This window comes from Kribbella ginsengisoli (genome assembly GCF_039537185.1).
GTDB classification, from domain to species: Bacteria; Actinomycetota; Actinomycetes; order Propionibacteriales; family Kribbellaceae; genus Kribbella; species Kribbella koreensis.
In genome coordinates this window covers 561,025-573,056 of record NZ_BAABAA010000002.1, presented here as the reverse complement: position 1 = coordinate 573,056, position 12,032 = coordinate 561,025, and the positions used below count along the sequence as shown (strand labels likewise).

At 69.5% G+C, this 12,032-nt stretch carries 9 protein-coding genes and 1 pseudogene; 5 read left to right on the top strand and 5 right to left on the bottom strand.

Annotated features, from left to right (window positions below; genetic code table 11):
- Position 1 precedes the first annotated feature (1 nt).
- Together ABD768_RS10050 and ABD768_RS10045 are read right to left on the bottom strand one after the other, a co-directional pair.
- Positions 2 to 586, bottom strand: a complete 585-nt coding sequence (locus ABD768_RS10050) for a TetR/AcrR family transcriptional regulator (RefSeq protein WP_343979727.1) — start codon at positions 584 to 586, stop codon at positions 2 to 4.
- 62 nt (positions 587 to 648) lie between these two features.
- Entirely contained in the window at positions 649 to 1,569 is a 921-nt protein-coding gene (locus tag ABD768_RS10045; RefSeq protein WP_344839667.1) for a TauD/TfdA dioxygenase family protein, read from the bottom strand.
- Between the two features lie 90 nt (positions 1,570 to 1,659).
- Here ABD768_RS10045 and larE point away from each other — a divergent pair, with 90 nt between their 5' ends.
- Together larE and ABD768_RS10035 are read left to right on the top strand one after the other, a co-directional pair.
- Positions 1,660 to 3,132 (top strand): ATP-dependent sacrificial sulfur transferase LarE, encoded by a 1,473-nt coding sequence (larE, locus tag ABD768_RS10040; protein WP_344839666.1) that lies wholly within the window; start codon positions 1,660 to 1,662, stop codon positions 3,130 to 3,132.
- Positions 3,133 to 3,260: 128 nt separating this feature from the next.
- Complete coding sequence (locus tag ABD768_RS10035; RefSeq protein WP_343979719.1) at positions 3,261 to 3,644, top strand: cold-shock protein; 384 nt, start codon at positions 3,261 to 3,263, stop codon at positions 3,642 to 3,644.
- Between the two features lie 10 nt (positions 3,645 to 3,654).
- Here the strand turns inward: ABD768_RS10035 and ABD768_RS10030 are convergent, their stop codons facing one another.
- Positions 3,655 to 4,386 carry a TetR/AcrR family transcriptional regulator gene (locus tag ABD768_RS10030; RefSeq protein ID WP_344839663.1) on the bottom strand — a complete coding sequence of 244 codons (732 nt, stop codon included), beginning with the start codon at positions 4,384 to 4,386 and terminating at the stop codon, positions 3,655 to 3,657.
- 111 nt (positions 4,387 to 4,497) lie between these two features.
- On the opposite strand from ABD768_RS10030, the gene ABD768_RS10025 reads away from it, so the two are divergent.
- Positions 4,498 to 6,096: an MFS transporter gene (locus tag ABD768_RS10025; protein ID WP_344839662.1), complete on the top strand. Its 1,599-nt coding sequence runs from the start codon at positions 4,498 to 4,500 to the stop codon at positions 6,094 to 6,096.
- Between the two features lie 743 nt (positions 6,097 to 6,839).
- On the opposite strand, the gene ABD768_RS10020 is transcribed toward ABD768_RS10025, so the two are convergent.
- Positions 6,840 to 8,981, bottom strand: a complete 2,142-nt coding sequence (locus ABD768_RS10020; protein WP_344839660.1) for an MFS transporter — start codon at positions 8,979 to 8,981, stop codon at positions 6,840 to 6,842.
- A gap of 82 nt (positions 8,982 to 9,063) precedes the next feature.
- Here ABD768_RS10020 and ABD768_RS10015 point away from each other — a divergent pair.
- Positions 9,064 to 9,831 (top strand): annotated as a pseudogene (locus ABD768_RS10015) (DUF3027 domain-containing protein); the annotation flags it as partial.
- Positions 9,832 to 10,106: 275 nt separating this feature from the next.
- Here ABD768_RS10015 and ABD768_RS10010 read toward each other — a convergent pair.
- Positions 10,107 to 10,430, bottom strand: coding sequence for a DUF2530 domain-containing protein (locus tag ABD768_RS10010; RefSeq protein WP_343979705.1), 324 nt, complete (start codon positions 10,428 to 10,430; stop codon positions 10,107 to 10,109).
- Positions 10,431 to 10,526: 96 nt separating this feature from the next.
- Here ABD768_RS10010 and ABD768_RS10005 point away from each other — a divergent pair, with 96 nt between their 5' ends.
- A complete protein-coding gene (locus ABD768_RS10005; RefSeq protein WP_343979702.1) occupies positions 10,527 to 11,969 on the top strand; it encodes an NCS2 family permease in 1,443 nt (480 codons plus the stop codon).
- Positions 11,970 to 12,032: the final 63 nt, after the last annotated feature.

The following is a 12,032-nucleotide window of genomic DNA, read 5'->3' as shown; positions in this document are numbered from 1 at the left end:
GTCATGACCTCCGAGCGCTGAGGAAGGGACCGAGCACCCGGGCGACCTGATCGGCGACCACGGCCGGAGCCGCACCGGGGTTGACGATGTGACTCAGTACTACGCGCAGCGCGACGTCCACGCAGGTAGTGGCGTCCTCGGCCGGTACTTCGGGCCAGTGCTCGCGTACATGCGCGTCCAGCCGTTGATGGCTGAGCTCCAGCACCTGCTGCCCCCGTGTAGTCAGCAGCTGGCTCGCCTGGTCCGACCCGGGCTGCCCGAGCGCCGCCTTCACCAGCGGGTTGTCTGACGCGAGCCGCAGCGCGCACTCGACCGCGGCCCGCAACCCGTCGATCGGATCGGTGTGCGCGGCCAGCGCGGCGTTGACCTCGACCAGGAACCGCTCGGTCTCCCGCGCCGCGACGGCCTGCAGCACACCCCACTTGTCGCCGAACTCGTTGTAGACGGTCTGCCGCGACACCCCGGTACGCCGGCCGACCTCGGCCATCCGCAACCCGTCGTACCCGCCGGCGACGACCGCCTCGTAGGCAGCGTCCAGCAGCTCGTCCCGCAGCCTGCGTTTGGTCCGATCGCTGAACGAGTCCATACCGCTCAGGGTTTACATTTCGAGCCCAGATGTCAAGAGCCAAGACATCCGGGCTATGAATGTCAACTGGAGAAGTGCGTCGCGTCTCCGGTCCGAGCCGTACTGCGGACGCCGTCGACGCTGACCGGGATGTCGCCGGCCAGCGTGATCCGGTGCAGCCGCCGCGGCTGGTCGTCGTAGTCGGCGACGCCGTAGTGCTGGGTCGCCCGGTTGTCCCAGATCGCCAGGTCACCCGGCTGCCACTGCCAGCGGACGGTGTTGTCCAGGTTCGTGACGCGGTTCTGCAGCAGCTGGAACAACGCGGTCGTCTCGGCCGAGCTGAGCCCGACGAACCGGCGGACGAAATGCCCCAGTACCAGCGACCGCTCGCCCGTCTCGGGGTGCACCCGAACGACCGGGTGCTCGGTCTCGAACAGCTTCGACACGAACTGCTTGCGATGCTCCTCGACCTTCACGTCCACCCCGCCGATCCGCAGCTCATCCGCCGCGCCGACGTAGTCGTACACGTTGCTGTGCACGGCCCAGAGCTTGTCGACCAGCGCCTGCAGCGCGACCGGCAGCTTCGCGTACGCCGCAACGGTGTTGGCCCAGGTCGTCGCGCCGCCGTACGCCGGCAGCGTCACCGCCCGAAGGATGCTGATCGCCGGGATCCGGTCGACGAACGTGACGTCGGTGTGCCAGCTGTTGGCCTTGCCGTAGTCGGAGTCGATCGGCAGCACGTGCTCGTTGCCGTCGAGGCCGGTGGAGGTCGGGTGGGCGAGCGTCGGCGTACCGAGCAGCTTGGCGAAGGCGAGCTGGCCGGCGTCGTCGAGGTGCTGCTGGTCGCGGAAGAAGATCACTTTGTGGTCGAGCAGGGCCTGCCGGATCGCGGCGACGGTCTGCGGGCGGAGGTCGCCGCCGAGGGCGACATTGCCGACGACGGCGCCGATCGCGCCGCCTGCCTTGGTGACGGTGATGGCGGGTGCTTCGAGCTGAGTTGTCATAACAGCTATATTCCAGCTGAATTAGTAGACTATTGGGCCGTTTCGGGATGCGAGACCGGTTGCGGGAACGGGCCACGTAAGGTTGGGGACGTGTCAACCGCCGAGATCCGCCCGCCGCAGCCCACCGCCACCGATGTGCCGGAGCTGGTCGTCGGGTTCGACCTGGACATGACGCTGATCGACTCGCGGCCGGGGATCAAGGCCGTCTGGGACCTGCTGGCGGCCGAGACCGGGGTGGCGATCGACACCGAGCTCGTGGTCAGCCGGCTCGGCCCGCCGCTGACCTGGGAGATGGCCAACTGGTTCCCTGCCGACCAGGTCGACGCGATGGTCGCGCGGTACCGGGAGCACTACCCGGAGCACGCGATCACCGGCAGCCTGCCGCTGCCCGGGGTTGAGGAGTCGCTGGCCGCAATACGGGCGCTCCGGGGCCGCACGGTCGTGGTGTCGGCGAAGTACGCGCCCAGTGTTGAGCTGCACCTGCAGCACCTCGGTCTGGACGTGGATGAGCCGGTTGGCGACCTGCACGGCGCAGAGAAGGGCATAGCGCTGCGGGAGCATCAGGCGACGATCTATGTCGGTGACCACACGGCTGACATCGACGGTGCGCGCGCTGCTGGTGCAGTGGCGGTGTCGGTGGCCACTGGGCCGTTCACTGCGGATGAGCTGCGTGCCTACGGGGCGGACGTCGTACTGAACGACCTGACCGAGTTCCCGGCCTGGCTGGACGAGTACGTGCTCGAGCAGCGGCTGTCAGCGCTGATGGAGCGGCTGTCCGGCTACGAGAGCCTGGTAGTCGCCTTCAGTGGTGGTGCCGACTCTGCCTTCCTGCTGGCCGCAGCGGCGCGCGCTATCGGCCCGGCAAACGTAGTGGCCGCCACTGCGGTCAGCCCGAGCCTCCCGGTCGCTGAGCTGGAGCCGGCCGCTCACTTCGCCGACAGCATCGGCGTACGCCATGTCACCCCGCACACGCACGAGATGGAGCGCGAGGGGTACCAGGCCAACGCCGGTGACCGTTGCTACTTCTGCAAGGCCGAGCTGGTCGAGACGCTGCAGCCGATCGCGGACGAGTTCGGGATCGAGGCGATCGCGACCGGGACGAACGCCGACGACGCCATCGCCGGGTTCCGGCCGGGCATCCGGGCCGCCTTCGAGCGCGGCGCGATCACCCCGCTGCGCGACGCCCGGCTGACCAAGGCGCAGATCCGCGAGGCGTCCCGCAGTTGGGGGCTCGAGACCTCGGACAAGCCGGCCGCTGCCTGCCTGTCCAGCCGGATCGCGTACGGCATCCGGATCACGCCGAACTTGCTCGCCCGGGTCGACCGGGCCGAGATGGCGGTCCGCAACCACCTCACGCCGTACGGCGTCCAGAACGTCCGGGTCCGCGACCTCGGTGAGTCGGCCAGCATCGAGATCGACGCCAACCTGCTCGGCACCGTCGACAACTCGGCGCTGGTCGAGCTGGTGCGCGCCGAAGGCTTCGCGGCCGCCGCTGTCGACGCCCGCGGATTCCGGTCCGGGTCGATGAACGAACGCTTGACAAATCCGGACCGTTATCGCTGACCCGTCATTGCGAGTCGCGTGGATGCGGAATCGTTCCCGCATCAGGTAATTTCCGGGGCGTGGGTACCCAGAGTCACGTACGCTGGGGCTTCCGTCCTGTTCCGACGATCAACACCGAAGAGGTTCCCGTGCCTGTTGGCAAGGTCAAGTGGTATGACTCCGAGAAGGGGTTCGGCTTCCTCAGCAAAGAGGAAGGCGGGGACGTCTATGTCCGTGCGGAGGCACTGCCGGCCGGTGTGACCAACCTCAAGCCGGGGCAGAAGGTCGAGTTCGGCGTCGTCGAGGGCCGCAAGGGCGAGCAGGCGCTGCAGGTCCGGCTGATCGACCCGCCGCCGTCGGTGGCCAAGGCGATGCGGCCGAAGCCGGAGGAGATGGCGCTCGTCATCGAGGACCTGATCAAGCTGCTCGACAACATCGGCGAGGGCTACCGCCGCGGCCGCCACCCCGACAGCAAGGCCGCCCGCGGCGCCGCCACCGTACTGCGCGGAGTCGCCGACCGGCTCGACATCTGATCCTGCCGGACTACGCCCGCCGGGCGATCAGTGCCTCGATGCCGTCCAGCACCGTGTCGAGGCCGAAGATGAACTCGCCGGCGTCGTAGTCCACATCGAAGTCCTCCGCGGGCCTCGACTGCAGATTCCTGGCGATCGTCGGGAAGCGGTCGGGGTCCGCGAGCATTGCCAGCCGCTGCACGTAGAGCCGGTTGGCCTGGGAGACCTCTTCCGACCCGGACGGCGTACCGACGGTGAGGGCGCCGGCGCCACGCACGTAGATGTTCACGAGCAGCATCGCCGACAGGCTGTCGGCCGGGCTCAGGCCGGTGTCCTCGAACGCGCGCAGGCCGTTCTCCATCCACTCCAGCTGCAGCGGTGACAGCGGCGGCTCGACGATCGGGATCTGGAGCACCCAGGGGTGCCGCCGGAGTCCGTCGCGGAAGGCGACCGCCCAGGTGGTGATGCGCTCGCGCCAGCCCGCCTCGGGATCGATCGGGGCCGGCGGTCCGAACGCCTGCTCGAGCATCACGACGTACAGCTCGTCCTTGGAATCGACGTACCGGTAGAGCGACATCGTGGTGAAGCCGAGCTCGGCGGCCACCTTGCTCATCGAGACCGCGCCGAGGCCGGCCGCGTCGGCGAGCTTGATCGCGGCGTTGCCGATGTCGCTGATGTGGAACGTCGGCTTCGGCCCCGGGCGGGCCGGTCCCTCCATTCCCCAGAGCTGCTGGAGCACTCTCGGCAGATCCTCGGCAGTCATCGCTAAGTCCTCTCTCCGGGCTATCTGTTTACATCATAGACAGATCGTGTGTATGGTCTGTGTATGGCGCACACAGTGTGCGGCGTAGACAGATCATCTGGAGGGGTAGACATGAGCACCTCGGAGCTCACCGGTCACCGGGCCGGCCGCAAGGAATGGATCGCTCTCGGCGTGCTCGCGCTGCCGCTGCTGCTGGTCTCGATGGACGTCTCGGTGCTGTACTTCGCGGTTCCCTACATCTCGGCCGACCTCGGGGTGAGCGCCACCCAGCAGCTGTGGATCTTCGACATCTACGGCTTCGTACTGGCCGGCCTGCTGATCACCATGGGGTCCCTCGGCGACCGGATCGGCCGGCGCCGGCTGCTGATCTTCGGGGCGATCGCGTTCGGGGCCGCATCGGTCGCCGCGGCGTACGCGCAGTCTCCGGAGCAGTTGATCGCGGCTCGTGCGGTGCTCGGGATCGGGGGCGCGACCTTGATGCCGTCGACCCTCGCGCTGATCCGCAACATGTTCCACGACCCGATCCAGCGCGGGAAGGCGATCGCGTTCTGGAGCGCGGTGATGCTGGGTGGGATCTCGCTCGGGCCGGTGCTCAGCGGCGTACTGCTCGAGCACTTCTGGTGGGGTTCGGTGTTCCTGATCAACACCCCGGCGATGCTTCTGCTGCTCGTCCTCGCGCCGCTGCTGCTGCCGGAGTTCAAGGCGGCCGTGGCTGGGCGGTTCGACCTCTTCAGCTCGGTGCTGTCGCTGGCCGCGGTACTGCCGGTGATCTGGGGGATCAAGGAGCTGGCGGCCAACGGTGTCGAGGGTCTGCCGATCGTCGCCATCGTCGTCGGGCTGCTGATCGGCTACGTCTTCCTTCGCCGGCAGCGGACTGCTGACCACCCGATGATCGAGCTGGCGATGTTCCGCAACCGCGCCTTCAGTGGGGCGCTTGCTGCCAACACCATCGGCACCCTGGCGCTGGTCGGCAACGCGGTCTTCATGACCCAGTACCTGCAGCTTGTACTCGGCATGGGCCCGCTCAAGGCCGCCCTCTGGTCGCTCGCTCCCTCGGTCGTCGTCGGCGGCGCCGCCCCGCTGGGTGCGGCCCTGGCCCGCAAGATCGACCGTGCGTACGTCCTGGGTCTCGCGTTCCTGGTCGCCGCTTCTGGCTTCGCCGTACTGACCCAGATGCACGTAGACGGCCACCTGATCGTCCTGCTCGGCGGCGCCGGTCTCCTCGCCGGCGGTCTGGTCATGGTGATGTCCCTGGTCACCGAGGCCATCGTCGGCTCGGTAGCTCCCGAGCGCGCCGGCTCAGCTTCCGCCCTGATGGAAACCTGCAGCGAATTCGGCGGCGCCCTGGGAATCGCCATCCTCGGCAGCATCGGCACCGCCGCCTACCGTCACGACCTGACCCTGCCGTCCTCGATCCCGGCCTCCGCAGCCAACGCCGCCCACGAAGGCCTGGCAGGCGCTACCGCCGCCGCTTCCCAACTCCCCGCCAACCTGGCCACCACTGTCCTGGATGCAGCCCGCCACTCCTTCAGCCACAGCATGAACGTCACCGCCCTGGTCGGCACCATCCTCCTCACCGCAACCGCCGTCACCATCACCCTCGTACTCCGCGGCACCACCCCAACCCCCAACCCCACCCCCGTTGCCGCCGACGCAGACCTCCCCGAAGAGGCCGCCCCCCTCGAGCGCACCGCAGCCGCACTCAACTGACCCCACCCCCACCGAAGGGTCCACCCGAACCCCCGGGTGGATCCTTCGCCGCCCCCTGCCCCGCCCCAGCAACTGGGGAGCCTTATGCCACCCGCCGGGGAGGATCTTCCCCCCGTACAAGGGCAAAATCCTCCCCGCATCCCGCATCCCGCATCCCGCATCCCGCATCCCGCATCCCGCCCCCGCATCCCGCACCCGCGCACCCGCGCACCCGCGCACCCGCGCACCCGCACCCGCGCACCCGCCCCCGCATCCCGCACCCGCGCACCCGCACCCGCGCACCCGCACCCGCGCACCCGCACCCGCGCACCCGCACTCGCATCGGCGCCTGCCTCGGTCGACTGCGGCAGCGTCAGGTGGTGCGACGGTCTGGCAACTCGTCGCAGTTGAGGGGTTGACCGCTGAGGTGGTGGGTTGCCTGCGCAGATTCCGGGGAGGCAACCCACAAGGTGAGGGGTTGACCCCTCAGATGGGCGGCGGCTCGGAAGTGTCGGCGTGCAAGCGGCCGGACAGGATGAGGCCGGTCTCCACCGGGGTGCGGGCGGCCGACCAAGACGGTCCGGTCTCCACCGGGTGCGGGCGGCCGGCCAGGACGGTTCGGTCTCTACCGGGGTGTGGGCGGCGGGCCAGGACGGTTCGGTCTCCACCGGGGTGCGGGCGGTCGGACAGGATGAGGCCGGTCTCTACCGGGGTGCGGGCGGCGGGCCAGGACGGTTCGGTCTCTACCGGGGTGGGGCAGGGGGTCAGCGGGGTGGGCGGCGTCGGCGGAAGGGGTTGGCCCGGCGGGGTGGTTGGGGGGTGCCGGGCGCGGGTGAGGGGTCGCCGAGTTGGCTTGGCGGTGTGCCCGGGTGAGGTTGTGGGGGCTTGTTCTCGACGGTTTTGTCGGCTGCCCACGGAGCTTCGTCGACGGTTGTTTCGTCCTCGTCGGGCTGGCCGCTCCACCAGCGGCCGGTTGGTGCGGCCGCTGGGCGGGGTGGCGGTTCGGGGGAGCGGTCGGCGTGGGCTTCTGGTGCGGCGCCGGTGCGAGGGGTGCTGGGTTGTGCGGTGTCGTGCGGGTGGTCTGAGGACTGGACGACGGTGGGGTCGACGCGGAGCTCGACGGTGGGTTCGGTGGCGCGGGGGGTTGCGGCGGCGCGGGCGCGGGCGGCTCGGCGTTCGGCGATCGACTCGGGTTCGGTGGTGAGCGGGTCGCTGGTGAGGATCGTGCGGGTGGTGCTCGGCTCGCGGGTCGGCCGTCCGGCGTCCGCCTCGTGGTCGCGCGCGGGCCGGGGCTGGTGGCTGGAGCGGGTGCTGCCGGGGTCGTCGGCCGCGCGACTGGTACCGGGCTCGTGGTCTGGTACGGGGCGGGTTTCGCGGTGTTCGCCGGGGATGACTGTGCGGGGGCCTGAGCCGTCGGCGCCTGGTGAGCGCGGGCGGGACGGGGGATGCGGAGCCGGCTTCTGGCGGATGACCAGGAAGACGGCGAGGACCAGGACGGCGGCGAGGAAGCCGAAGCCGAGGCGGGGGATGAGGGGGAGCAGGATGCCGCAGCCGCCGCCGATCACCCAGGCGAGTTGGAGGACCGTCTCCGAGCGGGCGAAGACCGAGGTGCGGACCGTCTCCGGGACGTCGCGCTGGATCATCGCGTCAAGCGACAGCTTGCCGAGTGAGCTGCACAGGCCGGCCACCAGGCCGAGCACGATCAGCAACGGGAAGCCGTACAGCACGGCGACAGCGATCGCGACGACCGTGTCCGCAAGCAGTACGGCGAGCACCACGGCCTCGGGTTTGCGGGCCTTGAGCAACGATCCGCTCAACGTGCCCAGGCTGTTGCCGATGCCGGCGGCCGCGATCACCGCGCCGGCCGCGACCACGCCGTCGATACCGCTGATCGGTTTGTCTCGCAGCAGGAACGCCAGGTACATCGTCAGGAAGCCGGACACGAAGCGCAGGCCCAGGTTGCAGCGGATGCCCCGGGCCACCGCGGCGGTGATCGCCTTGCGGCGGGCGTCGCGTCCCGCAGTACCGGTCATCTCTTCGCCGGCAGGCGAGTCGACGCGAGCAGGCAGCCGGATCGCGAGGATCAGCCCGACAAGATAGACGAGCGCCGCCCACCGCAGCGACCACTCCGGCCCGATCGCGGCGAAGGCTCCGGCGATACCCGCGCCGATCGTCGCGCCCGCGACACCCGCGAGCGAGATGCGTGAGTTGGCGGTGACGAGGGTGACTTCCTTGGGGAGCAGGCGCGGTACTGCGGACGCACGCGTCACGCCATAAGCCTTCGACGCGACCAGACACCCGAGCGCTGCCGGATACAGCCACGTCGAGCTGTCGTGGATCGACGCCGCCAGACTCCACACCAGGAACCCGCGCAACCCGAGCGTCGCCCCGATCGCCCACCGCCGGCCGTGCCGGAACCGGTCGAGCACCGGCCCGATCAACGGCGCCATCAAGGCGAACGGCGCCATCGTCAGCAGCAGGAACAACGCGACCCGGTCCCGCGCCTGCGAACTCGGTACGGCGAAGAACACCGTCCCCGCCAGCGACACCGCGAACGCCGTGTCCCCGGCCGAGTTCACGAACCCCAGCTCGATCAACCGCGACAACCCGGACTCCCGAGCTCCCTGCGCCCCGGTCAACCCACGGATCCGCCGCCCGGTCGCCTTGCCCACCCGCCCGGTTACACCGGCCGTCTTCTTCGACACGCTCGCAAAGCCGGCCGCGCCGACCTTGGAGGCATGCCCGACCTTCTTCCCCGCAGCACCGACCTTCTTGGTGGCCTCCCCGAGCCGCTCCCCGGTACTGCGCTCGCCCGGCCGAGGCCCCGTGCTGCCGTGTTCCGGACCCGGTCGTTGACCGCCTTCGGCGCCTTGGCGCGGGCGGTTCTGGGGGTCCGGACGGTCCATGTCACCATCCTGCCTTGTGAGGGGGACAGACCGGAGTCTCCACGCGGTTCGGATCGTGGCGGCGGCCGTGCGAGAATGACCGATTGTGACTCCCGTCAAGACTCCGGAACCGGTCCGCGCCAAGCCTGACGCCATCAGCGTCGCGGCGGTCGAGCCTGCCCGCGAGGCGGCGATCGACGAGGCCGGCGCCGCCCAGGTGGGCGATCACCTCGGTTATCTGGTCGAGGGTGAGCGGCTCGTCACGCACTACTTCGCGTCCACCCACCCCGGCTACCGCGGCTGGCGCTGGGCGGTCACGCTGACCCGCGCCTCCCGCGCGAAGAACGTCACGATCAACGAGGTCGTGATGCTGCCGGGCGAGGAAGCCATCGTCGGCCCCGACTGGGTGCCGTGGTCGGAGCGCGTCCAGCCCGGCGACCTGCGGCCCGGCGACCTGTTCCCGACGTTGCCGGACGACCCGCGGCTCGAGCCCGGCTACACCGAGACGGGCGGGCCTGACGAAGTACTGGCCGTCGTCGAGGAGCTCGGCCTCGGCCGTGAGCGCGTGCTCTCCCCAGAAGGTCGCGAGGACGCCGCCGAGCGCTGGTACGCCGGTGACTTCGGTCCGGCCTCGGCGATCGCGCAGGCGGTTCCGTACAAGTGCTTCGCCTGCGGCTACTGGATCCGGCTGAACGACAGCCTCGGCCAGGCGTTCGGCGCCTGCACCAACGAGATGGCGCCGGGCGACGGCCGGATCGTCTCCTACGACTACGGCTGCGGCGCGCACTCGGACGCCGTCATCGAGGCACCGGATCACCCGTCGACCGAGCACGCCTTCGACACCACCGGGTACGACGACCTGTCGATGGACGCCGTCGAGCCCGACGTCCAGGTGACCGAAGCCGCGCAGGCCGAGATAGAGGAAGCCGAAGCCGTGCAGGAAGCCGACGCCGCCGCGCAGGTGGAGGAGGCCGACGCGGTCCAGGTCGAGGTCGAGGCAGCCGCCGAGCCCCCGTCGGACGACGAGGTCCAGGCGACGACGGCCGGCGAAGCCGAAGACGACATCGACGACTTCCCGATGCCCACCGCCGAAGAGATCGCGGCGGAAGCCAGCGCGAACTACTAGCAGTCGCGCGGCGACCGGGGTCAGTCCTCGGTCGCGGGGCGGTGGCCGGCCTGGATGGCGGCCCAGCGGCGACGGCAGTACAGCAGGCCGATCCAGCCGAGCCCGAAGCCCGCGACGGTGACCCACAACCACCACTCGTCGCCGTCCTTCTTCAGGTCCGAGCGGAAGATCAGCACCACCACGAAGGCGACCGCCCAGGCGCAGATCCCGAAGATCACCGTCGGGATGCCGGACAGGTCCAGCGGCTTCACCTCGGCGTGCACGATCTCGCCACGGGCCAGCTGGCTGGTCGGGTCGGTGCGCTTCTTCGGAGCCGAAGCCGGTACCTGCTCGGAATCTGCCACCCTCCCACCTTAGAGCCATGCCCATCTCAGGCGGCGCGCTACCCACCTGACCGGATTACCTCGCCAATGGCACACCGCACCTGGCACGATTCCGCCATGAGCTCAGGCTTCCTGGATTCCTTCTTCAAGATCAGCGACCGCGGGTCGACGCTCGGCCGTGAGGTGCGCGGCGGGCTCGTCACGTTCTTCACGATGGCCTACATCGTGGTGCTGAACCCTCTCATCATCGGCACCGTCAAGGACGGCGCCGGCCAGTACATCGGCGGCGGTACCGACCCGGTGGCCGCGATCGCGAAGGTCGCCGTGGCCACCGCGCTGGTGGCTGGTCTGGTCACGATCGCAATGGGGCTGGTCGCGAACTTCCCGCTCGCGCTGGCCGCCGGCCTCGGCCTGAACGCGTTCATCGCCTTCAGCGTGGCGTCCAAGATGACCTGGGCGGACGCGATGGGCCTGGTGGTGATCGAGGGCATCATCATCTTGATCCTGGTCCTGACCGGCTTCCGCAAGGCGGTCTTCGAGGCCGTTCCGGTCCAGCTGAAGATCGCGATCAGCGTCGGCATCGGCCTGTTCATCGCCTTCATCGGCGTGATCGACGCGGGCTTCGTACGCCGTCCTTCGGCGCCCGGCGGCCCGCCCGTCGAGTTGGGTGTCGGCGGCAACCTCCGCGGCTGGCCGGTGCTCGTCTTCGTGGTCGGCCTGGTGCTGGTGATCGCCCTGTACGCCCGCAAGGTGAAGGGTGCGATCCTGATCGGCATCCTGGCCGCGACCGTGCTGGCGATCGTGGTCGAGGCGATCTTCGACGTCGGCGGCCGGACCACCGAGAATCCGGGCGGCTGGGGCCTGAGCGTGCCGAAGCTGCCGGACGACTGGTTCAGCAAACCCAACCTGGACACGATCGGCGAGTTCAACCTGTTCGGCTCGTTCGACAAGATCGGCGTGATCTCCGCGCTGCTGCTGATCTTCACCCTGATGCTGGCCGACTTCTTCGACACGATGGGCACGATGACGGCGATCGGCGCCGAGGCCGGGCTGCTGGACCAGGACGGCAACCCGCCGCACGCGCAGCGGATCCTGATCGTCGACAGCGTCGCGGCCGCGGCCGGTGGCGCCGCCTCGGTGTCCAGCAACACGTCGTACATCGAATCGGCCTCGGGTGTCGGTGAGGGCGCCCGGACCGGGCTGGCCAGCGTCGTCACCGGGATCTGCTTCCTGATCTCGATGGTGGTCGCGCCACTGGTCACGCTGGTGCCCTACGAGGCGGCCACCCCGGCGCTGGTGCTGGTCGGCTTCCTGATGATGACGCAGGTGAAGGGGATCGACTTCGACGATCTCGAGGTGGCCATCCCGGCGTTCCTGACCATCATCCTGATGCCGTTCACGTACTCGATCACGGCCGGCATCGGGGCCGGGTTCGTCTCCTACGTGCTGCTCAAACTGGTCCGCGGCAAGGCCCGCCAGATCCACCCGCTGATGTGGGTCGTCTCGGTCCTGTTCGTCGTGTACTTCGCGATCGGACCGCTGGGGGACTGGCTCACCTGAGCCTGGAAACCGATTACTCGCAGTTAGTTGTTTGCTAAATCATCGTCAGGCTCCTTGGGCCGG